Here is a 22,178-nt window from a genome sequence, read left to right as displayed (position 1 = left end):
CTTATACTCTTATACTATACCCCCCTACCCTATTTGGTCAATATAAAAAATAAAAAATTTTTTCAATTAAAAAAAGAGCTATCTGATAGCTCTTTACCTCTTCATAACCCCCACAATTATCGCACCAATAATGGCCCCTATTGTGGCAGAGCCAAGAATCATAAAATAGATAATGTCTCCTAATGCTGACATCTCTGGCCCTGGAAAGATCCAAGCTTTAATTCCCATAATGAAGGTACCAATTAGGAATAGGATGGCAGGAATCCATTTTGCCCATATGGACTTATATTTCATCAAAAGGAATGGTAAGAGAAGTCCAAAAAGAAAAATTATAAAAAGGAACATACGCTTTCTTCCTTTCAGTTGTCGAATTATTTCTTACTATATTAGACGCTCATATGATTTGACTGTTTCATTATTCAAGATTGTCCAAATGCCCATATTTTACAATACAGGCTCTTAAAGGAAGGATTTGGTTCAATCTTTAAGCATCCACGAGGTATTTTATTGAGATTTCATCTCAGTCCAATATACCCCGCCTGACCCCTTTATATCGACTTTGTGCATTCAAAATCTGAATGCTAAGATTAAAACTGTGCACGACAAATAATCGCTCAAAGCGAAATTAACCGGAGGGATTCGTTATTCATTATTTAAAGCTGAGTTACACAAATGAAATGGAAAAAGCGATGATGAAAGCCCATGGAGTTTGTTACGAGGTTTATCGGAGGAACCATCGAGTCAGGATGAAGGTTGAACAACGAAGAGAGCGAGAGCATCAAAAATACCAGCGAATACTTACAGAATTAGACCGGAAATTACACATAAACTATATTGAAAAAAGGGCAAACGGGATTACATTTTGATGGTCTAAGTAACCAAAAGAAGACTTTAACCTAAAAAAGGGTCACGTAGAAAACTTCTACGTGACCCAATTATTTTAGTCCCCAATACCCTAGTGTAGATTAATTGACTTCAAAAAACGTTCATGCAATACTTGAACTACATTTCAGGTATTTATACCTAATGAAACCTAAATAAGGGAGTTTTTTATGAATCAACGGATCATAAGTTTTACGCTAATGATTACTCTCTATTCAGCGTTAACGTTTTATATTGGCTGGAATGGATGGGTTTGGCTGCATTCTGCATTTGGACTACAGGACAAATGGATTTATGGATTCATTGTTGGAATAATATCATTTTCCTACCTTATTGGTTATTTTCTGAAAAAAATGGCCATTTTTAGAGTAGTGGGTGCTTATTGGTTTGGCTTCCTTCAATACGCTGTCCTTTTCCTTCCACTTGCGAACCTTGTTGGGTTGATTTTGATATTTTTCAATTTCCCTTCACTTGCTGTCGTTAATTGGATTGGAAGTATCGTATTTTCGGCATTCCTTATTGTGTTTATTTATGGCAGCTATAACGCATACAGCCCGATTGTTCGTAAGTTTTCTATTTCTATTCCAAATCAAGCAAGTAATCTTTCGAATCTAAGAATCGCGATGGCATCCGATATGCATTTTGGCAGATTGTCAGGTTTAGAGCATGCCAGGAGGCTTGTTCGCGAAGTCAACTCCCTTAATCCCGATATCATCTTATTGCCGGGTGACATCATTGACGATGATCCTGAGCCATTTATCCAAAAGAAAATGGGAGATGTATTGAAGCTGCTATCTGCTCCATTAGGCGTTTATGGCGTTCTAGGAAATCATGAATATTATGGAGGCGGAATTCCACGGTTTTTGCAGGAAATGGAACAGATCGGCATTACTATATTACTAGATGAAGTAATCACCATTGCTGACAGCTTTTATTTAGCAGGCCGGAAAGACAAAACCGATCATAATCGAAAGCCTATTTCTGACTTATTATCTGATACACCTAATACACTTCCGATTCTTATGATGGATCATCAACCATCGGATCTCATTCAAGCAGAGAAAAATCAAGTCGACCTTCTAATGTCAGGGCATACTCATCGTGGACAATTAGCACCAAACCATCTCATAACAAGAAGAATGTTTGAAGTAGACTGGGGTTATTTGAAGAAAAATCAGCTCCATACGATTGTGTCATCAGGCTTTGGTTTTTGGGGTCCCCCGCTTCGAATTGGCAGCCGATCTGAAATTATTCAAATAGATATAGCCTTTAAGGAAGCAAAATAATTGCCATTTCAAAACATCTAATATTTTTTTCATTTTTCTGATATTTTTTCTCGCATTCTTTATATTCCATCATATATAATAGATAAAATAACATTTTTGAAAGGTGTTGGTTAATTTGGCAAATCATTCAGAATCAAAAAAAATCTCGGTTAATTCTACAATTTCTTTAAAAGGAATTGTTAAGGCCATATTTAACGATACCATTCATGTTCAAATTGGTGGAAAAATTATTACCCTGCCAACTTCAGATTTTCTTTTGGAAAACAAGTTAAGTAAATAGATAAAAGGCGATATCTCCTTACAGAGATTATCGCCTTTTTTACTTCGTCAGTGCTGTTTTTTGATAACAGTCACACGTTATGATATGATCATTTACCATTCCAACAGCCTGCATAAACGCATAACAAATCGTAGTGCCGACAAATTTAAAACCGCGTTTTTTTAAATCCTTGCTTAATTTGTCGCTAATTTCCGTGGATGCAGGGACATCTTTTAATTCCTTAAAATGATTTTGAATTGGTTTGCCTCCCACAAAAGACCAGATATACTGACTGAAGGATCCAAATTCCTCTACGATCTTTAAATACGCCTTTGCGTTCGTAATTACCGCATTGATTTTCAGCTTATTTCTAACTATTCCTTCATTCAGTAAAAGCTCCTCAATCTTCTTTTCATCATATGTAATAATTTTTTCTGCTTCAAAATGATCAAAAGCCTTTCGATAATTCTCCCGCTTTTTCAAAATCGTATACCAGCTTAGACCAGCCTGAGCTCCCTCAAGATTTAAATACTCAAACAGCAAACGGTCATCATAGACAGGCACTCCCCATTCCTCGTCATGATAATGGATATATAATGGATCCTTATTTACCCAGCCACACCGATTCAAATTTTCCACCTCCCCTATTTGTTTAATTCCTTCTATTATCATTGATTTCCACGTTATTATCTAGTCCGTATTCTACAAACTGATAAATTCCATTTTCTTACGGTAATCAAAATAATCTAAAAAATAAAAATACTCCTTCTCATTTTAACTCACTTATGATAGTGTATATAACAGAAAAAGGATTGACTGCACCAAAAAAATTAAATGAAGGATTCCCTTCATTTGGAAAGGACGGAAGAATGGAAAATGTCTCTTTTCAACAATTGGTTCGGAATAAGTTCTCCGACTTATCTGCAGGTCAAAAGAAAGTGGCCAAATATCTGAGTGAAAACCTCAACCAAGCCGCCTTTAAAACGGCCTTTCAGATTGGCCGGCAGGCAGCTGTAAGTGAAACCACCGTAATACGATTATCCTATGCATTAGGATTTGAAGGTTTTAGTGAAATGCAAACGACGATTCAACAAGGGCTCCTTCAGGAGAATCAAGCAGATTCTGAAAATAGTAGCCGCTTGCCTTTCAGAAACAGCGACCCGTTTAAAAGAGTAATTTTAAACGAGATCCAACTCCTAAAGCAATTAATTAATCGATCAAATGTCGAGGAAATTTGGAAAGCCGTTGATACCATTATCAAGGCAGATCAAGTGTTAATCGCCGGACATATGCTTTCTCATGCAGCTGCCTACTGGTTTTCCTATATGCTCAGTTCCATTAGAGATCATGTAACATTATGTTCACCTACTGGAGAATTTCTAGAGAAATTTTCAAACCTTACGAAGGACTCAGTAGTGGTCGTTTTTTCCTTTCCGAGATACTCTAATGACACGATTAAATTAGCTGAATATGTAGCTGAAAATGATATATGTTTAATTGCCGTAACCGATCGCCTGCTTTCACCTGTTGGAAGAATTGCAAATATTGTCCTAACCACAGAGGAGAATGCCCAAACTGGCAGCAATTCAATCGCATCAGTGATCAGCTTAGTGGATTTGATTATTGAAGGGATCCACGAAAAAGACCAGGAACGGGTCCAGAAGCATCAACAAAAATTAGATAAAATGTATACCAGCTTAAATGTTTTCAATGAATAAATGTATCCGAAATTATTGTAAACGCTATCACACTTGAATTCAGTCAAACATTAGTAAGTAAAGATTTTCAATTAACAACTACCGATCTATCATTTAAACTAGCTATTATTATTTCATTTTAAAAGAGGTGTATCTATGCAAAATTCAGCACGTAAATCTGACGTTGTTGTACAATCCTCCTTACCAGAAAAAGAGCATTTAGAACGTAAGCTTAAAACAAGACATTTAACGATGATCGCCATTGGCGGAACAATTGGAACCGGCCTGTTTTTAGCAAGTGGGACGACCATTCATGATGCCGGTCCTGGCGGCGCTTTAGCTGCTTATCTTATCGCAGGGATTATGGTTTATTTCTTAATGACAAGTCTTGCTGAGATGGCTGCATTTATTCCTATTTCTGGTTCATTTAGTACATATACTGCCAGATTTGTCGACCCTGCTTTAGGTTTTGCTGTTGGTTGGAACTATTGGTATAACAACGCAATCATTCTTGCACTTGAATTATCAGCTTCAGCTTTAATTATGAAATACTGGCTGCCGGATGTTCCAGGAATCGTCTGGAGTGCCCTATTCCTTGCCCTGATTTTTGGTCTTAATGTATTATCTGTAAAAGGCTATGGGGAATCCGAATTTTGGTTTTCCATTATCAAAGTGTCAACTATCATCATTTTTATCGCTGTCGGTTTATTGATGATTTTTGGAATTATGAATGGCCACACTAGTGGTTTTGACAACTTCACAAAAGGTGAGGCTCCATTTAAAGGAGGTCTAATGTCGATTTTCAGTGTCTTCATGGTTGTGGGATTTGCATTCCAAGGAACGGAAATGGTTGGGGTAGCAGCTGGGGAAAGTGAAAACCCAGAGAAAAATATCCCTAAAGCGATTAAGCAAATTTTCTGGCGCATTCTATTGTTTTATGTCTTAGCCATTTTCATAATTGGTGCATTAATCAGCTATAAGGATCCGAATCTATTAGGCGGAGATCTTGATAATATTGCCGTCAGTCCGTTCACACTTGTATTTAAGCATGCAGGACTTGCATTCGCGGCCGCAGCTATGAATGCTGTCATTCTTACTTCTGTATTATCTGCCGGAAACTCATCTCTATATGTTGGTTCACGTGTTCTATGGGTATTGGCGGAGGAAGGTAAAGCCCCAGCCTTTTTGAAAAAAGTAAATAAAGGCGGCGTACCAGTAAATGCTTTATATATTACGACATTAGTTGGTATGCTTTGCTTCCTGACTTCCCTATTTGGTGACGGTACCGTTTATTCTTGGTTATTGAATGCGGCAGGCTTAGCTGGATATCTCTCTTGGTTAAGTATTTCCATCACTCATTTCCGCTTCCGAAAAGCCTTTGTCGCTCAAGGCAGAGATTTTAAGGAACTGCCTTACTTAGCAAAATGGTTCCCATTAGGCCCAATTTTAGCAACAGTGTTATGTTTAATTGCCATGCTCGGAACCAATTATGAAGCCTTTATCGGCGCTAAGATTGACTGGTATGGAATTGCTGTTTCCTATATTGGACTGCCACTATTTATATTGGGTTATTTAGGCTATAAAATAACTAAAAAGTCAAAAATGGTACCATTAAAAGAAGCCGATTTTAGTAGAGAATAATTTTTAAAAATCAAGCAGCCAGGCAATCAGCCTGGCTGTTTACTTTTTAATTCGATAAGCACGTCTTTCTGCGTATTCCGAGCAAGGAATACATACTTTTAAAGTTTCACCTTTATCATTGATATAGGTTTTAAGAGGCTTTACCTTCCTTTTGCAAATGGCACATTTGTTATTGAAGAAATTAAATATAAACACAATGGTTCACCTTCATCTAATTATTACTATTACTTTATTCTAGGATTCATCATTTTTATCTAGACTGTTGCCCATATTTGTCCCCCCATTGTAGCTTTAGACATAAAATATCACTACTAAAGATAAAAAGGGCGGGTGAGGTATGGGATTATTTATCAACAATCGTGAGCACCCTGAAGTGTTTAAAAATAAGCAAAATATTAATGAACCTAATCAAGCGTACTCACGGAAGGATTCTTTTACAGAGCTAATTAATGAACTTAGAATGCAATCACAGCTTCATAAAGAGACCGAAGCCATTCATTGGAAACAGGTTGACAATCAACTCCACGACCTAAGAGAAAATCATCTGTACCGAAAAGAATTTGAAAATCAGATCATCCAATTTCTACAGACTATTAATGATAAGCAGCTTGAATTGCAAAAAGATTTGGCAGGAAAACTTGCTGAACAAGCGGAGGTTCAAGGAGGGGTTTTGCAGCGTTTAGATACACAGGAAGCTCTGATTGACAAAATGTCACGGCAGCTAAACAATATTCGTTCCATCCTTTTTGAAAGGACGAATTATTTAGCGGCAAAAATTGAAGATGGCTATAAAGTAACTTCTTCTTATGTTTATAAACTAATGACCGGCTCTGAAAAACCATTAACCTTCTTTCTATTGAATAATAAGAAGGAAGAAGGTCAGAAGCAATCCGACCAGCCATAATCTTATATTTTATACGAAAAAAGTTCACGGCTGTTCTGACCGTGAACTTTTTTCGATTTAGGCTACACTCTGATTCGGGTTATTTGCCGTTTTTACTGATCTAGTAACCGCACTTACAACAAACGTAACGACAAGGTTAATAACAAGGGCAATAACTCCGACATTTAAATCTTTGATAAATTGAGGCAGTGCAGGGAAAAGTGTTCCAATCGTTGAAGCGCTGATTGTAATATAAGCAACTGTAAACACTCCAACTGCAATACCTGCAAAGGCACCTGCCTTTGTCACAAAGTTCTTTTTAGCTAAGCTAAATACTAATGCCGGGAATAGTTGAGTTACTAAGCTATATCCCATCAATAACAAGGTCACAAGAGTATCGCCGCCTTTAAAAGTAAAATAAAGTGCGATGATTGCCACTACAGGGACAAGATTTTTAGCAAGTTTTGAAATTTGCTGATCGGATGCCTTAGGAACAAATACCTTATATACATTTTTCGCAAGAAGAGTGGCTGCTGCCATCATAATCATAGACCCAGGAACGATGGCGGTTAATAAGCCGGCAGCACCGATTAAGCCTACTACCCATGGATCAAACGTTTGCATCGAAAGCTTTAACAATGCTAGGTCACCAGCAGCACCTTCTAAACCTTTGACTTGAAGAATGGCCGCGAAGCCTACAAAGAATACAAATAATAACACTAACTGATACAGTGGCATGATAATGGCATTCTTCCGGAATACCTTTGCACTTTGGGCAGAATAAATCGAGCCGAAGGTATGTGGCCACATATAGAATCCAAGCGCTGTTAATAGAACGGTAGAAATAAACCAAGATACACTTAAACCAGTAGCAGGAAGCGCAAGAAATCCCGGTTTTGCAGCTTCAATCGCTTCAAACATTGGCTGGAAGCCGCCGTAATAATGGATCGGTAAATAGATTCCAAGGAATAAGACGACACCGAGAATCATTATATCCTTAATTACTGCTGTCCATGCCGAACCGTGAATCCCCGAAATCATCACGTATGCTGTTACGGCGATAACACCGATCCAAATCGCTGCCGTTGATGAAATGGAACCGCCAGATGCTTCTGAAACAATAATTCCGAGTCCTTTTAATTGCAAGATAAGGTATGGAATAAGTGCGACAACACCTACTAGCGAAACAAAAACTCCAAGAAATGGGCTTTTATATTTGCTGACAAAGAAATCGGATTGAGACATCAATTTGTTATCTTTCGCATATTTCCAAATGGCAGGAAGCAGCCAATAAGACATGATATAAGCTAAACAGCCGTAACCTAAAATATAATAGGTTGGGCCGCCTTTCCCGTATGCCCATCCACTACCACCCAAGAAGGTAAAGGTTGTATAAATCTCACCAGCCATCAACAAGAAAACAAAGATGGTTCCGAAGCCGCGCCCGCCGACTGACCATTGCTCAAGGCTCATGTCCTTCCCCTTTTGGGCCTGGACACCAAGGAAAATGGATAACGCTAAAAATCCGAAAATAATAATTAAAGCGGTATTCATTAAATCTCCTCCTTATTTTCTGGGTCCAATTTAAACACAATCGCCATGATGCCAGAAGTTAGTACTACCCATAAAACGATATAAAATAGAACAAAAGGCATCCCGAAAACATAGGGAGTGACTTTATTGACGAATGGTACGCCCCCAAGTAAACCAATGAACGGAATAAGTGCAAGAAGCTGATGTAATTTCATAACCTAACCCCCATTTTTTTATATCTATGGTGCTTTGTTCTACAAACTTCACTCCAAAAATTTAAATGTTGCATGCAGGAATGTTTTCACACCGATTTCGAGTGCATCTTCATCAATGGTGAAGCGTGCATGATGATGTGGATACGTAATCCCTTCCGCTTCGTTTCCTGCTCCGACATAGAAATAACAGCCTGGAGCTTTTTCCATAAAGGCCGAGAAATCTTCACCGCCCATATTTGGTCTCATCATATCAAGGGCTTCTTCACCAAAAACTTCTCTAACAGTTTCTTCAATGACAGCAGTCACTTCGTTGTTATTGATAACGGGACGATAGCCAAATTCATATTTAAAATCATAGGATCCCTCATGTGCTTCCGTGATCCCCTTTACGACACGTTCCATTTTTCCCGGAATCGATTCACGCAGTTTTGGATCGAGGGTTCGAACTGTACCCCAAAGTGTAACAGCCCCTGGAATAACATTATGCGTGGTACCACCGAGAATTTGGGTTACAGAAATAACTAGGCTATCAAGCGGATCCGTATTCCTTGAGACAATGTGCTGCAAATTGGTTACAACCTGGGCCGCAATCGCGATGGAATCGATTGTTTGATGCGGGAGGGCAGCATGTCCCCCTTTCCCCTTTACTGTAATCCAAAAAGTATCCGGAGCTGCCATCATTGGACCGTAAACCACGCCAATTTTGCCAATTTCCATTGGTGACCACAGATGTGTTCCAATTACTAAATCGACCCCATCCATTACACCAGCATGAACCATTTCTTCAGCACCGCCAGGAAAAAGCTCTTCGGCATGCTGGAACAAGAAACGAACTTCCCCTTTAATTTGGTCCTTTAAACCTGAAAGTATTTTTGCTGTTCCCAAGAGCATTGCTGTATGCCCGTCATGTCCGCATGCATGCATGACCCCTGGGTTTTGGGAAGCAAATTCAAATGTGTTTTCTTCCTGAATTGGAAGAGCATCCATGTCCGCTCGAATCGCAAGAGTTTTTCCCGGTTGAGTTCCAATCAAACGTGCCATGACACTTGTTTTTGTCGGCCTGGAAATTTCCAAGTTTCCAAAAGAATGTAATGTATCAAATATAAATTGCGCCGTATTTTCTTCATGAAATGAAACTTCCGGATTTTGATGTAAATGTCTTCTCCATGAAATGACCTGTTCTTTTAGATTACTTGCCAATTGATTTAGATTTGTTGATGTACCTGTACTCATTGAAATCATCTCCAATTTATTTCATTGTTACATTAACTTTTTGGACAGCCAGTTTCAGAACTGTTTGATAGAGGACATTCGCTCCGTCTCTACAATCTTCTTTTGAGCTCCATTCAGCAGGATCATGGCTTATTCCATTCTTTGAGCGAATGAAGATCATCCCCATTGGACATAAATCCATTAATTGCATCCCGTCATGGCCCGCTCCACTAGGGAGAAATTGAACCTCAAGTCCAAGCGTTTCAAATGCTTCGCTTGCAGCATTTTTGATCAAGTCAGAGCATGGGGCTGGTGCTACCCGTTGAAGATCTTCAATGGTTAACTTAATACCTTGATTTTCACAGATCTTTGCAGCAGCTTTTCTTATTTGATATTCCACACCGTCGCGGACATTCTCATCAATATCCCGTAAATCTAAAGTGAATTCGACATGGCCAGGAATGATGTTGATTCCCCCTGGTAATACTTGAACTTGTCCAACAGTCCCCACTGTCGTCCCCGTTTTTGAAGCTTCCTCTTCAATCACTAACATCACTCTTGCTGCTGCTGTTAAGGCATCATGCCTGATTGGCATTGGAGTCGCGCCTGCGTGGCCAACTTCCCCTTTAAAAATGAACTTCAGCCACAACGGTCCTGCGAGTCCGGAAACGATTCCAGTTGAAAGGTTCTGACCTTCAAGGACTTTCCCCTGCTCTATATGAAGCTCCACATATGCTTTGACATCCCCAGGTTTACGGGCAGCTTTCGCAATTTCATCAGGGTTAAGGCCACTGGAGACGAATGCTTCCGCTATTGAAATCCCCTGTTTATCTTTATTCAATAGTTCCTCCTGTGTAAGGGTACCAGCGATCCCTCGGCTGCCAATCATGCCAAAGCTGAACCTTGCTCCTTCTTCATCAGTAAATGCAATGACTTCAATTGGATGTTCTGTTTCAATCCCTTCATCATTCATCACTTGGAGTGCTTCAACAGCAGCCAGAACTCCCAATGGTCCATCGAAATTCCCTCCATTAAAGACGGAATCGACATGGGAGCCGGTTAGAACTACTGAAGCTTTCGGATTCAACCCTTCTTTTCTCCCAATTAAGTTTCCAACTTCATCTTCCCGAACTTCTAATCCCGCTTCTTTCATAAAGGAAGCAACCAGGTTCTTGGCATCTCTTTCTTCCTTGGTAAAGGACAAACGAGTAACTCCCCCAGATTCTGTTTTTCCAATTTCGCTTAGGAGTTGTAGTCGGCTCCATAATCTTTCTGCATTTATCAAGACTCTACCCCTTCTGCCAATTTCATAGTTTTATTGCGTTAATAGAATGGCGTATATTTTTTATGTATTTATAATTATAAAACTTATCTGAATATTTTTTATGTTTTTTTACACAAAATTTTAAACAAACAATTTGTGTAAAAACACAAAAAACAGTGTCGAATATCCCTTTTCCTTATTATACCTTATAAAAATCACACAATTACGAAAATTATTTGTTAGAATATATAATAGAAATGGATTTTAAGATTATTTTTGAAGAATAGATAGGGGGTGCATCATGAAGGAAACTCTTAGCCATCGACAGCTGCAGTCATTAATACATGTTTCCAACGTATTAAACTCATCCTTGGATATCGATATTATTATTAACTCGATTATGGTTCAAACCATCTCTGTCATTGATGCTGCCCATGGAGGCGTATTATTTATCTATGATCCAAGAGATGATGTGCTCATTCCAAAGTCTGACAGCAATTTTAAATCTGAAATTTCAAATGTGAGGCTAAAACCTGGCGAGTCAATGACAGGTCTTGCATTTACTGCGCAGAAATGCTTGATTTTTCATAACAGGACGGAAGTAGAAAAGGCAACCGCCACCCTTTCCGAAAAGAACCATGCACTGATGCTTAAAACCATACCAACAGTCCCTTATTCGACCATTTGCGCCCCTATCCTGTTAAAAGGTGATTGTATAGGAGTAATTACGCTTGATTCTTTTGACCCATCGCTTCAGTTCATTCCGGAGGATATTAATCTATTAACCGCGATTGCCCATCAAGCGGCCGTTGCTTTGGAAAAAGCCGGTCTATACCGTGAGCAGGAAGAGACTGTAAGGCAGCTGGAATCATTGAATAATACCATTTCACAACAAAACGAGATGCTTTCCCGTTCGGTGGATATCCATAATCAGCTCGCGAGGCTAGTTTTAAACGGTGAAGGACTTGATTCGATTATTTCCTATTTGCACGTTACGACCGGCCACACGGTATTGCTTTTTGATGATCTTGGTGAGCTGATTTCTTCTGCCTTTCAGGACACTATGGGAAATACTGACTTATTAAGTATTAAAAAAATGGCACAGGAATCTATCAAGACACCTGGAACTCCCCGTTCTTTTAATGAAATAACCATAAATGAGGGGAATCAGTGTTTGACAGTACTTCCAGTCGGGGCAAAGCCGACACTTTATGGCTCTCTGGTCATTGTTGCACCTGAAAAAATGCGTGAAGTGGATATTGCCGCATTGGAACATGCTTGTACCGTTATCGCATTAGAGCTAGTAAAAGAACAAGCGATTTTTGATGCACAAGAAAGAATAAATGATCAATTTATCGACGTCCTCTTTTCCGGCAAAATGGACGACACGATTCTTCAAAAAACAAAACAGATGGATTTCGACCCTATGGGGGACTATATGGCACTCATCATTCGTCTTGACGAATCCGATAATATCCCAAAACGGAACAGTATTATCCGCCATCTGGTCCAACTAGCCAACCGCGTATTTTTAAAAAATTTCTTAAAGGGTATAGCTGCTAGGAATCAAGATCAAATCGTCATCCTTTTAACTTTTCAACAAAAGGTATCTGCCTCTTATGCCCATCATCAAGTAAAAGAGCTCGTATCGAAATTCCAGCAGGAAATTCAATTAAAAAATTGGGGAACGACCGTCTCAATCGGGATCGGCAGGATTCATTCGAGTTTATTGAAGGTAACCAAATCTTTGCAGGAAGCGGCGAAATGTCTGCAATTCCTCCGGAGTTTCAGAGGAAAAAACCAGGTTATCAGTTATAAAGATCTCGGTGTCCAACGGCTTCTTCTTCAAAACAGCGAGGAAGAACTAACTGATTTTATAAGAGAGGTACTAGGTCCATTAATTGATTATGATCAATCCAGGAAAGGCGAACTCCTACCATCTCTGTTTGCTTACCTCGAACACAATCAAAATGCTAAGGAAGCGGCTGAAGCCATCCATGTTCATACAAATACTTTAATCTACCGGTTAAAAAGAATCGAAGATATCCTGTCAACGGATTTTTCGGACAGCCAGCAATTCTTGAACATCCATCTGGCTGTAAACCTTTATCCGTTCATGAAAGACAAATTGCAAGAAAATAAGTACATTTCCGTTCTATAAAAAATGGGCGCACCAGGATTCAGGTGCGCCCATTTAATCATGAACGGTTTTTTTATTACAATTCACCTTTAGTGAAAATATCTGTTAAGACAGGAACAATTTGTTTTTTACGGGAAACAACACCTTTTAAGGTTGCGGTGTTATTGGAAAGTGTCACATTATATGCTTTTTCTACAGCAGCAGTTTTGCTTCCTAGCGCTAAACCAATTGAATCGTTAGTTAAAATATCTGTGACTACAAATAAGAATAAATCAAGGTTTTTTTCTTCGATTTTTTGCGAAATAGCAGCTTCTAATTCCTCTTGACGTGACAGGACATCTGCCGTGTCAACTACATTCACTTGCGCAATTTCCACTTTACTTGCGCCCATTTCGAATCCTTTAGCATCCAGGCTTAAAAGTTCTTCAATTGATTTATCCCTAACATCTGCACCAGCTTTAAGCATTTCTAATCCGTAGCTTTCCGCATCGACACCAGCGATTTCTGCCAATTCACGTGCAGCGGCCACGTCTTCTTGCGTGCAGGTTGGTGATTTGAATAACAAAGAATCAGAAATAATCGCTGAAAGCATAAGTCCGGCAATTTCAGGTTTAATTTCCTTGCCATTTTCCTTGTACATTTTATTTAAAATAGTTGCTGTACATCCAACTGGCTCGCAGCGGTAGTAAAGGGGATCACTTGTTTCAAAGTTAGCAATCCGGTGGTGGTCAATTACTTCTAATACACGAACATCAGTAATATCGTTTGCACTTTGCTGGCGCTCATTATGATCAACTAAGATAACAGAGTTGACTTCCGATGCCACGGCTTCAACTAAACGTGGAACCTCAGCATTAAATTTATCAAGCGCAAATTGTGTTTCGCCATTAATTTGGCCAAGACGGATAGGCTCAACCTCTAACCCTAGCTGTGTTTTTAAGTCTGCATAGGCGATCGCAGAACAAATTGAATCTGTGTCTGGATTTTTATGTCCGAAAATCAATACTTTTTCCATTTTTATTACTCCTAATCGTATTAAATTATGTAAGACCGCCCATTAAATGAACATGGCCCTATTGGAAATTATATAATAATACGATTTAGGTTTCAAAAAAAATTTATTCGGTGATTTTTTTTAGCATCTGAACCTGCTCTGTGGTTTTATTAAATCCAAGATCCATAAGGTATTGAATAACTGGATTGGAGATGGATCCATTGATGATCGTGAAGTTCACCGTATTATCGGCATTTTCAGTGAACGCGGCCAAAATGGCATTTATGTTCTGGACATTCACTTCTCCTAATAGTTTCACCTGATATAAAAATACCTTCTCTAGCTGACCATTTTGATTCCACAGTCTCTTATACAAGCCATACCCCAGTGGATTTCCCGACTTACTATAATAGACTTGTGCTTCACCGGACTTTACGCTCTGCCATTGGCATTGCCATGGAACATTTTCTTTATAAAATGGAAGAAGCGGCAGCTTTTCTGGGCGGATCGATTCTGCTTGAATTGGGTTCACATTTGTACCCTTTGGTGTCCCGCTCAAGAATACGAGTGAATCGATAATCTCATAACCAAATCTTTGGTATAGGCGGATGGCTTTCTCATTTTCCTTTATTGCTTCAAGCGTGGCAGCTTCGGCCCCATTTTCCTGATAAATTTTTAAGGTTTCTTCCATTAATAGTTGAGAAACACCTTTCCCTCGATATTCTGGAGCAATTCCCGTTCCGCCATTCCAGGCTGTTTTTTTACCCTCCATCGTGCGAAACCCATTTACTACGATGGCGATTGGTTCCTTCTGATCAAATGCAACAATGGAATCGTTCAATGAAAGACCTTCATTTACCAAGCGATTAAAGAACAAATCGGGTGTCATTTCAATTTTGACAAAATATTCTTCAAAACCTCGGTTCCAGGCTATAACGGCCTCTTGTATGGTGCATTCAGTTAATTTTTTTATAGTATATTGCATTCCTTTTCCCCTCCTAAGCTAAAATACAGAAGTACATCTAGGCTTTTCGATTGAGAAAAACAGACGGTTCATAGTCTGGATATACTTGGAATTTGATACTTCTGTTCTTCCCAGTATATATAACTCTTTAAAGGTTATAACTCCCATGAGCATTGAAGAAAAATCAGATATATCCAATGAGATTTCAACATCATGATCCCCATTTGAAGCCACTTTCACCCAGCCGTTTTGAGCATGGAGAATTAACTCGACATTGTTTTGCGGCAATAATGTATCCTTAATCTTAAGTTTTACCTTCGCCGTTACATGGTTGAAATTACGATTCTTTAAATCTTCAAAAATCCCATGAACATTAATGATGCGATACATTAATCCTACACCTGAGAGGCTGCTTTCATGATATACGCTAGGAAGGAGATTATGAGAACCATTGCGTGGATCCTCAATCAAAAAGTGGACATTTTCCTCTTGGGTATTCCATACAATTCGGTTTACCTGGTCCGCTTGGGTATGGAGAAACGTGCAAATTTCTAACAAAGCTTCAGGAGTTTCGAAAATCATTTCTTTGATGACTAAGTCATTGTTTATAAAATTGGTTGGGCTCCTTTTTTCAAATGAAAACTGCATATAGCCTTTGATTTCATTATCCTCTTCAAATCCAATTATTCTGATGTCTGGATTTTTAAACATCCCTTCTAATTCCGCATCGGTCTTATAAAACATGCCATGGGTTTTAATAGCATACCTAGAATAACAATCCCTTACTTTCTCTTTATCTATAAAGTTTAAAAACCTAAGTCTTGTTTTACTCGGACCTAGTGGGAAGCTTTCCGGAGTGATTCGATACTGGTGCATCTTTGGTCCATACCCAAACCCCATCTTTTTGTAAAAATCAGGACGGAAGGGATAAAGAAGCACCATATTTGTTCCCTTTTCTAAAAAGGAACTTAGAAAATATGAAATGAGCTCCTTGGCTGCTTTTTCTTTTTTATGTAAAAGATCGACTGCTACAAGCCCAACTCCCCCAACAGGAATGAATTTTTCGAAAAGGTTCATTTGGTAGTAATGAAGCCTCATCCCTCCCAATAATCTGTCATTTCTAAACAAGCCGTAAAAATCGAGGGAATCATCTTGGTCTTGTCGCTCGATAAATCTTTTTAAAGTGGCCTCTTTCATCTCTTTTGTTGGCTGCATCATCCCAGGATAAGCATTTGTCACGATATCTACGAATTCCTTTAATTCTTCGTTATTTAATTTTCTAATCTCGCTCATTGTTTCCCTCCCACCAAAACCGACTATATAGTCTATTTTAATTAAATCAAATCCTTATCCCTTTTTCAATATTTTCTGATAAAAATCTTTCATTACATTTTGACATGATTTTTGTTAAGATTAGTCTTAGTCAAGAATTTTGGGGGAGGATGTTTATGCCACCAGTTGTTTCCGATAAATATAAGCAAGAAAAGAAAGCGGCAATCCTCAAGAGTGCCTTTGAATGTTTTGCTGAAAAAGGATTTCAAGTTGCAACAATAGACGATATCGTTGCCCATTCCAAAATCAGCAAGGGAGCCATTTATAATTATTTTAACTCCAAGGATGATATTTACATTGAATTAATGAATCAACATACAAACGAGAACATTACTTCGCTAAAACACGAACTCGAAAAATTGGCTGATACAAGAAAAAAGCTGGATTATTTTTTCCACCTATATAGTCACCTTGATCAACACCCCCAATTTTCCAATTCAACCCGGGTACATATCGAATTTTGGCTGTATTCCACTAGAAAAAACGAACTACGCGATATCATGCTGGCTCGATATGAATTGTATAAAAACCTTTTTAAAAGTATTTTGGCGGAAGGAATTGAAAAAGGGGAAATCTCAACAATTGTTAATCCTGATGAACTTTCCTTCATTTTCTGGGGAGTTATTGATGGTATCTCCTTGCATTTTGCGATGCTGCTAGACCAATATCCTTATCAAAAGGTCTATAAGGAGATACAAGAACTAATATATACTAAATTAGGATTTAATTAAAAACCCATTATGGTTTAACCATAATGGGTTTTACTTTTTACTTTACTGTTTCTTTTGCTTCTTCAAACGGCCATGCTGGAAGTGTGCTTGATAAGGGCTTGTCCTTGCGGTAGCCTAAAACATATTCCGCCTGCATAACAGTATGAATTTCACGTGTTCCTTCATAAATAACCGGTGCTTTGGCATTTCTTAAATAACGCTCTACCGGGTACTCATTGGAGAATCCATATGCACCGTGAATTTGTACCGCATCGTTTGCAGCTTCCCAGGCATAATCACAAGCCTGCCACTTTGCTAGAGAGGTTTCACGTGTATTTCGTTTCCCTTGATTTTTTAACCAGCCGGCTCTAAATACAAGTAAACGTGATTGCACTAAGCCCGCTTCCATTTTGGCAATCATTTGCTGTACAAGCTGGTGCTTGCCAATTTCTTTTCCAAAGGTACTCCTTTCATGACAATATTTTAAGCTTGCTTCTAAACTGGCCATGATGGTACCACATGCACCTGCTGCCACGGTAAATCTGCCGTTATCTAGGGCAGACATGGCAATTTTAAAGCCTTCCCCTTCTTGTCCAAGTAAATTTTCTTTCGGGATTTTTACATTATCAAAAAAGAGTTCCCCCGTATTTCCTGCACGAATTCCCAGTTTCCCTTTAATCGCTTTTGAAGAAAATCCTTCCCATTTCCTCTCTACAATAAATGCGGAAATTCCATGATGTTTTTTGCCCTTATCCGTGTAAGCAAACACCAAAAAGTGATCGGCTACATCACAAAGGGAAATCCATGTTTTAGACCCATTTAATATATAATAATCGTCTTCTTTTACGGCTGTTGTTTGCATCGCCGCAACGTCGGACCCAGCATTAGGCTCGGTTAATCCAAAAGCACCAACCTTTTCACCCTTTGCCTGAGGTGTGAGATACTTTTGCTTTTGCTCTTCATTCCCCCATTGCAGCAAGGTCATGCTGTTAAGACCAGTGTGAACTGATACCGCTGTACGGAAGGCCGTATCTCCTCTTTCTAATTCTTCGCAGACAATGGCCAAAGAGTTATAATCCATGCCGCTGCCGCCATATTGTTCAGGAATACAAACACCCATAAGTCCTAAATCAGCAAGACGTGTTAGGATAGACGATTCAAAATGCTGTTTTTCATCCCATTCTCGAATATATGGGTTAATTTCCTTGTCTACAAACTGTCTTACTGTTTTTCTTAATAATTCTTGTTCTTCTGTAAGTGAAAAATCCATCATTGTTATGTTCCTCCTGAGTCTATTGTAAGTTTAATTGCAAGGATCCCTGGTTTATTTGCGAATTTTCTTTGTTTATTTGCGAATCTGACCCATTTATTTGCGAATCTTCCTTGGTTATTTGCGAATCTGACCCATTTATTTGTGAATCTAGCAATTTTATTTGCGATCACCCCAGCCAGCAAATTTTTTCAAAAAGCTGGCTGGGATTCACCAAATTACTTAACCGTCAACGGAACAACCTTTTGCCCAATCTCCGCAATCAATTCCTTTGGCATTGGGAAACTCAAGGCCGCCGGGTCCTTCATTACGGCTGGAATCGTCTGCAACAGTGCTTCTTCCGAAATATTGTATTCTTTAAAATCAGCCGGTAAGCCGCACTTTTTCTGGAGCAAGCGAATTTTATCCACAACCTTAGATAAAGCGGTTTCAGCTGAATCCCCCTTCACATCCACATTTAAGGCTTGTGCCAGTTCAGCCGCCTTTGGCAAATACAGCTGCGGAACCAGTTCCATGACCACCGGTAAGAACACAGCGTTTGCCAAGCCATGCGGAATGCGGAACAACGCACCATATGCATGAGCCATATTATGAACCGGAATCGCATTTAAAGCGAAGCTGAAGGCGGTAATTCCCATTAAACTCGCCTGAAGCAGATCCATCCGGGCTTCAAGGTTCTCGCCTTCCGCCACTGCAACCGGAAGATTTTTTTCAATTAAGCAAATCGCATGAAGGGCATAAGCATCTGTTAATCCCGTCGCTGTCGGTGATGCCAATGCCTCAATCGCATGAGTTAACGAATCAAAACCTGTAAAAGCGGTTATGAATGGCGGAAGCCCAACAGTTAAGTCCGGATCTAAAACGGCCATATCGGCATTTATAAACGGATTGATGATATTCGTCTTCATTTGAATATCCTCATTATAAATAACTGCAATAGGCGACACCTCTGATCCAGTACCCGCTGTCGTCGGTATGGCAATATGCGGAATGGGGATATAGTTCGCCTTTGGAAATGACTCATACAATAAGCCGCCCGGAATAGCCTCTTTAATGTCGGCAAGCCCTTTATGGAGTGCATACTTCACACCTTTGACAGTATCAAGGACACTTCCGCCGCCAACCGCCAGCAAACTATCTGCCCCGACTTCCTTTGCATAACGAACCGCATCATTAATACAACGGCTTTCCGCATCTTGAGAAATGTCAAGAAATGTTCCAACTAGCTGCGGGCCGCTACCATGGCCAGTCAGCTCAAAAATAGACGCTACTTTTTCGACGATACCTGCTTTTTCTAGGCCTCTATCGCTTAGAAGAAGTACACGTTTGGCACCAAGCCCGGCAAATAAACTCGGTACCATGGCCCGAGAATTTGAACCGCTGTAAATTCCAGTACGTAACATGAACTGTGATAAGGTTGTTTTCATTATAAATCCTCACCTCTTCATTTGTTATGGCCGAATAGAATACCGTACCAATTACGCCTTTCTAGCTCTGGGGACATGGAAGTGTGAACATGTTTCACTTGTGTATAGGCATCAAGAGAATGCTGCCCCATTTCCCGGCCGATGCCGCTTTGTTTATATCCGCCGAACGGAGCATCACTGCGAAGCATATGCCAGTCATTGATCCAAACCACACCTGCTTGAAGCTTTCTCGCAACCTCATAGGCCTTATTTACGTCACGGGTCCAAACACCTCCAGCTAATCCATATATCGTATCATTTGCCATTTTAATCGCTTCATCTAAATCTGAATAACGGATAACAGATAGTACAGGTCCGAAAATTTCCTCCTGAGCAATTTTCATATCATTAGTTACATTAGTAAAAATCGTCGGCTCGATAAAATGACCTTCTTCACAGCCTGGGACCTTCACTTCTTTGCCGCCGAAAACCAATGTTGCTCCTTCTTGTTTTCCAGCCTCAATGTAAGAGAGAATGGTTTCTTTTTGTTTTCTCGAAATGACAGGTCCAACATCGGTTGCGGGATCAAGCGGATTTCCGAGCTGTAATTTTCCAGCCAAGGCCACAAGTCCTTCTACCACTTGGTCATAAAGCTTATCTGGGACAAATAACCGGGTACCAGATTCACATAACTGGCCGGAATGAAGGAATACCCCAAACAAACTTCCAGGGAGGGCGATGCTTAGGTCGGCATCTTCCAAAATAATATTTGGCGATTTTCCCCCAAGCTCTAAGGTAGTATTTTTGATCGTCCCAGCGGCAAGTCCCATAATTCTTCTGCCAACCTCGGTTGATCCTGTAAAGGCAACCTTGTCAACCTCAGGATGTGTCACCAAAGCCTCTCCTACTTCTGCACCAGGACCTGCTACAACGTTTATGACACCAGGCGGGACCACGGCAGAGATAATTTCTGCTAGTTTCAGAGTAGAAAGCGGGGTGTAGCTGGCAGGTTTGATCACAATGGTGTTCCCCATTGCCAGTGCCGGAGCGATCTTCCATGTCGCGATTACCATTGGCAGATTCCAAGGGGTGATGGCTGCACAAACGCCAATAGGCTCTCTCCAGATAAAGTTATGGGCCGGCCCAGGGAATGGTGGAACTGGTAGAGTCTCAGAAAAAGGATAGTCTAACGTAAATTTTGCCAGCGTTTGAAATAAATCAACCATTTGTAAAATATCGCTGCTGCCAATTCGACGTACCGTTCCGCCTGAACTAATTGCTTCCAAGTACGCCAATTCTTCTGCATTCGCAGCGATTTGATTGGAAATAGCATAGAGAACATTTGCTCGATCCTTTGGTTTCATACTTTTCCAATCGCCATTGTCAAAGGCGTCACGCGCTGCTTTTACAGCACGATCCACGTCAGCCGGCGTTCCTTTTGCAACCTTTGCTGCCAGCTCACCCGTTGCTGGGTTAAACACATCAAACATTTCCAGGCTGCTTGCTTGCTCCCACTTTCCGTTTATAAAGTGGGGAAATGCTGGCACCTCTACCTGTACTGTCATCGCTAAATCCTCCTTAGTTATATTTTCATTACAGAACCCCAATCTCACTGTCTGTTACTCTATAAATCTCTTCGATCTTTTTACCTTTTGCTCTAGCTAACACTTCCATCCGGACAGATAGTTGTTTTAAGGTAAAATTCATGACATCATCAGGATTTCCTCCGAATGAACTTACCTCCCTCCCGGCAATTCCTTCCTGATTTAACCGAATAGCTAACGGAGTCAGTTCTGCCATTTTGGCTGCAACAAAATCAAAGAGATGCGGATGTTCACAAATCAATCTTTGCAAAAGGAAGGTGCCGTAGCCGATATGTCTTGACTCATCCTTCTTTAAATTCCCTATTCCTTCGAGGAGGCCTGGCATTATATTTGACTTTTCTAACGCTTCATAAAACGAGTAATATCCCGTCTCTGCTAATACGCCTTCAACAAACATGTTGTACACGACAGATGCCTCGGCTATCGCTTCTGGAGACTGGTCGGTTATAAGGTGTTCCATCGTTGTTGGAAGAATTTCATAGAAAATTTTCTGATATGTTTCTGTATGAAAATGGGAAAGGTCCCCTTTCTCGCCAAGAGCATTTAGCACAAGACGAAAAAATTCGGTGTGCTTGGCTTCCTCATATAAAAAGGTGGTTAGAAACATTTCTTCTTCAAGACGGCCTTCTTTGGCAATTGCCATAATTAGTGGAAGAAGATCAAGTGTAACCGCCTCTTCCCCTGCCTGGAATTGCGAAATCAGCCTCAGGATATCCTGTTTTTGTACAGCGTTAAGGGTTTGCCAATCTTGTTCATCCTTGCTAAAATCGATATCTGCCGGATTCCAAGTTCCCAACCGCTTTGCTTTTTGATAAAGACGATAAGGGAAAGAATCTTCAAGTAACCCTCGTTTGCTTGTCGTTAAAATGGTCCTTTTTTCCATGCG

Annotated in this window: 20 protein-coding genes; 7 read left to right on the top strand and 13 right to left on the bottom strand. The window is 39.8% G+C overall.

The window, feature by feature from the left end:
• Positions 1 to 93: 93 nt before the first annotated feature.
• Positions 94 to 345: a hypothetical protein gene (locus V7161_RS17610; RefSeq protein WP_335714259.1), complete on the bottom strand. Its 252-nt coding sequence runs from the start codon at positions 343 to 345 to the stop codon at positions 94 to 96.
• A gap of 707 nt (positions 346 to 1,052) precedes the next feature.
• Here V7161_RS17610 and V7161_RS17605 point away from each other — a divergent pair.
• Positions 1,053 to 2,168 (top strand): metallophosphoesterase, encoded by a 1,116-nt coding sequence (locus V7161_RS17605; protein WP_335714258.1) that lies wholly within the window; start codon positions 1,053 to 1,055, stop codon positions 2,166 to 2,168.
• Between the two features lie 115 nt (positions 2,169 to 2,283).
• Positions 2,284 to 2,448 (top strand): hypothetical protein, encoded by a 165-nt coding sequence (locus V7161_RS17600; protein WP_289983162.1) that lies wholly within the window; start codon positions 2,284 to 2,286, stop codon positions 2,446 to 2,448.
• 39 nt (positions 2,449 to 2,487) lie between these two features.
• On the opposite strand, the gene V7161_RS17595 is transcribed toward V7161_RS17600, so the two are convergent.
• On the bottom strand, positions 2,488 to 3,057 hold the full coding sequence (locus tag V7161_RS17595) for a DNA-3-methyladenine glycosylase I (RefSeq protein WP_335714257.1): 570 nt from the start codon (positions 3,055 to 3,057) through the stop codon (positions 2,488 to 2,490).
• 182 nt (positions 3,058 to 3,239) lie between these two features.
• Here V7161_RS17595 and V7161_RS17590 point away from each other — a divergent pair, with 182 nt between their 5' ends.
• From V7161_RS17590 to V7161_RS17580, 3 genes are all read left to right on the top strand, one after another.
• Complete coding sequence (locus V7161_RS17590; protein WP_335714256.1) at positions 3,240 to 4,145, top strand: MurR/RpiR family transcriptional regulator; 906 nt, start codon at positions 3,240 to 3,242, stop codon at positions 4,143 to 4,145.
• 135 nt (positions 4,146 to 4,280) lie between these two features.
• Positions 4,281 to 5,765 (top strand): amino acid permease, encoded by a 1,485-nt coding sequence (locus tag V7161_RS17585; RefSeq protein WP_335714255.1) that lies wholly within the window; start codon positions 4,281 to 4,283, stop codon positions 5,763 to 5,765.
• Between the two features lie 337 nt (positions 5,766 to 6,102).
• Positions 6,103 to 6,669: a hypothetical protein gene (locus V7161_RS17580; RefSeq protein ID WP_335714254.1), complete on the top strand. Its 567-nt coding sequence runs from the start codon at positions 6,103 to 6,105 to the stop codon at positions 6,667 to 6,669.
• Positions 6,670 to 6,726: 57 nt separating this feature from the next.
• On the opposite strand, the gene V7161_RS17575 is transcribed toward V7161_RS17580, so the two are convergent.
• From V7161_RS17575 to V7161_RS17560, 4 genes are read right to left on the bottom strand one after another with little or no spacing between them, the layout of a single operon-like run.
• On the bottom strand, positions 6,727 to 8,202 hold the full coding sequence (locus V7161_RS17575) for a sodium:solute symporter family protein (protein ID WP_335714253.1): 1,476 nt from the start codon (positions 8,200 to 8,202) through the stop codon (positions 6,727 to 6,729).
• Positions 8,202 to 8,396: a DUF3311 domain-containing protein gene (locus V7161_RS17570; RefSeq protein ID WP_335714252.1), complete on the bottom strand. Its 195-nt coding sequence runs from the start codon at positions 8,394 to 8,396 to the stop codon at positions 8,202 to 8,204. Before V7161_RS17570 ends, V7161_RS17575 begins: the two co-directional genes overlap by 1 nt.
• Before the next feature lie 48 nt (positions 8,397 to 8,444).
• Positions 8,445 to 9,629, bottom strand: coding sequence for a M20 family metallopeptidase (locus tag V7161_RS17565; RefSeq protein ID WP_335714251.1), 1,185 nt, complete (start codon positions 9,627 to 9,629; stop codon positions 8,445 to 8,447).
• A gap of 16 nt (positions 9,630 to 9,645) precedes the next feature.
• Positions 9,646 to 10,893, bottom strand: a complete 1,248-nt coding sequence (locus V7161_RS17560) for a Zn-dependent hydrolase (protein WP_335714250.1) — start codon at positions 10,891 to 10,893, stop codon at positions 9,646 to 9,648.
• Positions 10,894 to 11,173: 280 nt separating this feature from the next.
• Here V7161_RS17560 and V7161_RS17555 point away from each other — a divergent pair, with 280 nt between their 5' ends.
• Positions 11,174 to 13,033 carry a helix-turn-helix domain-containing protein gene (locus tag V7161_RS17555; RefSeq protein ID WP_335714249.1) on the top strand — a complete coding sequence of 620 codons (1,860 nt, stop codon included), beginning with the start codon at positions 11,174 to 11,176 and terminating at the stop codon, positions 13,031 to 13,033.
• Positions 13,034 to 13,088: 55 nt separating this feature from the next.
• Here V7161_RS17555 and V7161_RS17550 read toward each other — a convergent pair whose 3' ends face one another.
• The 3 genes from V7161_RS17550 to V7161_RS17540 form a co-directional block, all read right to left on the bottom strand.
• A complete protein-coding gene (locus tag V7161_RS17550; RefSeq protein WP_335714248.1) occupies positions 13,089 to 14,027 on the bottom strand; it encodes a manganese-dependent inorganic pyrophosphatase in 939 nt (312 codons plus the stop codon).
• Positions 14,028 to 14,130: 103 nt separating this feature from the next.
• The gene (locus V7161_RS17545; protein ID WP_335714247.1) at positions 14,131 to 14,991 is read right to left on the bottom strand and encodes a GNAT family N-acetyltransferase; all 861 of its coding nucleotides are present in this window, start codon (positions 14,989 to 14,991) and stop codon (positions 14,131 to 14,133) included.
• A gap of 18 nt (positions 14,992 to 15,009) precedes the next feature.
• On the bottom strand, positions 15,010 to 16,263 hold the full coding sequence (locus V7161_RS17540) for a GNAT family N-acetyltransferase (protein WP_335714246.1): 1,254 nt from the start codon (positions 16,261 to 16,263) through the stop codon (positions 15,010 to 15,012).
• Positions 16,264 to 16,418: 155 nt separating this feature from the next.
• Here V7161_RS17540 and V7161_RS17535 point away from each other — a divergent pair, with 155 nt between their 5' ends.
• Positions 16,419 to 17,033 carry a TetR/AcrR family transcriptional regulator gene (locus tag V7161_RS17535; protein ID WP_335714245.1) on the top strand — a complete coding sequence of 205 codons (615 nt, stop codon included), beginning with the start codon at positions 16,419 to 16,421 and terminating at the stop codon, positions 17,031 to 17,033.
• Between the two features lie 37 nt (positions 17,034 to 17,070).
• On the opposite strand, the gene V7161_RS17530 is transcribed toward V7161_RS17535, so the two are convergent.
• The 4 genes from V7161_RS17530 to V7161_RS17515 all read right to left on the bottom strand — a co-directional run bounded on the left by V7161_RS17530 (position 17,071) and on the right by V7161_RS17515 (position 22,175).
• The gene (locus V7161_RS17530) at positions 17,071 to 18,282 is read right to left on the bottom strand and encodes an acyl-CoA dehydrogenase family protein (protein ID WP_335714261.1); all 1,212 of its coding nucleotides are present in this window, start codon (positions 18,280 to 18,282) and stop codon (positions 17,071 to 17,073) included.
• 218 nt (positions 18,283 to 18,500) lie between these two features.
• The gene (locus V7161_RS17525) at positions 18,501 to 19,709 is read right to left on the bottom strand and encodes an iron-containing alcohol dehydrogenase (RefSeq protein WP_335714244.1); all 1,209 of its coding nucleotides are present in this window, start codon (positions 19,707 to 19,709) and stop codon (positions 18,501 to 18,503) included.
• 17 nt (positions 19,710 to 19,726) lie between these two features.
• The gene (locus V7161_RS17520) at positions 19,727 to 21,253 is read right to left on the bottom strand and encodes an aldehyde dehydrogenase family protein (RefSeq protein ID WP_335714243.1); all 1,527 of its coding nucleotides are present in this window, start codon (positions 21,251 to 21,253) and stop codon (positions 19,727 to 19,729) included.
• Positions 21,254 to 21,281: 28 nt separating this feature from the next.
• Positions 21,282 to 22,175, bottom strand: a complete 894-nt coding sequence (locus V7161_RS17515; protein WP_335714242.1) for a R2-like ligand-binding oxidase — start codon at positions 22,173 to 22,175, stop codon at positions 21,282 to 21,284.
• Positions 22,176 to 22,178 lie beyond the last annotated feature (3 nt).

Source organism: Neobacillus drentensis, from assembly GCF_036965425.1.
GTDB lineage: Bacteria > Bacillota > Bacilli > Bacillales > Cytobacillaceae > Neobacillus > Neobacillus drentensis_F.
The sequence above is the reverse complement of the archived record's forward strand: the minus strand, read 5'-3'. Positions and strand labels throughout refer to the sequence as shown.

Excerpts from the sequence above, each read along its gene's own strand:
- V7161_RS17555 (WP_335714249.1), top strand. The coding sequence starts at position 11,174 with ATGAAGGAAACTCTTAGCCATCGACAGCTGCAGTCATTAATACATGTT.
- V7161_RS17580 (WP_335714254.1), top strand. The coding sequence starts at position 6,103 with ATGGGATTATTTATCAACAATCGTGAGCACCCTGAAGTGTTTAAAAAT.
- V7161_RS17540 (WP_335714246.1), bottom strand. The coding sequence starts at position 16,263 with ATGAGCGAGATTAGAAAATTAAATAACGAAGAATTAAAGGAATTCGTA.
- V7161_RS17570 (WP_335714252.1), bottom strand. The coding sequence starts at position 8,396 with ATGAAATTACATCAGCTTCTTGCACTTATTCCGTTCATTGGTTTACTT.
- V7161_RS17530 (WP_335714261.1), bottom strand. The coding sequence starts at position 18,282 with ATGGATTTTTCACTTACAGAAGAACAAGAATTATTAAGAAAAACAGTA.
- V7161_RS17585 (WP_335714255.1), top strand. The coding sequence starts at position 4,281 with ATGCAAAATTCAGCACGTAAATCTGACGTTGTTGTACAATCCTCCTTA.
- V7161_RS17565 (WP_335714251.1), bottom strand. The coding sequence starts at position 9,629 with ATGAGTACAGGTACATCAACAAATCTAAATCAATTGGCAAGTAATCTA.
- V7161_RS17575 (WP_335714253.1), bottom strand. The coding sequence starts at position 8,202 with ATGAATACCGCTTTAATTATTATTTTCGGATTTTTAGCGTTATCCATT.
- V7161_RS17535 (WP_335714245.1), top strand. The coding sequence starts at position 16,419 with ATGCCACCAGTTGTTTCCGATAAATATAAGCAAGAAAAGAAAGCGGCA.
- V7161_RS17605 (WP_335714258.1), top strand. The coding sequence starts at position 1,053 with ATGAATCAACGGATCATAAGTTTTACGCTAATGATTACTCTCTATTCA.
- V7161_RS17610 (WP_335714259.1), bottom strand. The coding sequence starts at position 345 with ATGTTCCTTTTTATAATTTTTCTTTTTGGACTTCTCTTACCATTCCTT.
- V7161_RS17525 (WP_335714244.1), bottom strand. The coding sequence starts at position 19,709 with ATGAAAACAACCTTATCACAGTTCATGTTACGTACTGGAATTTACAGC.
- V7161_RS17515 (WP_335714242.1), bottom strand. The coding sequence starts at position 22,175 with ATGGAAAAAAGGACCATTTTAACGACAAGCAAACGAGGGTTACTTGAA.
- V7161_RS17545 (WP_335714247.1), bottom strand. The coding sequence starts at position 14,991 with ATGCAATATACTATAAAAAAATTAACTGAATGCACCATACAAGAGGCC.
- V7161_RS17550 (WP_335714248.1), bottom strand. The coding sequence starts at position 14,027 with ATGGAAAAAGTATTGATTTTCGGACATAAAAATCCAGACACAGATTCA.
- V7161_RS17520 (WP_335714243.1), bottom strand. The coding sequence starts at position 21,253 with ATGACAGTACAGGTAGAGGTGCCAGCATTTCCCCACTTTATAAACGGA.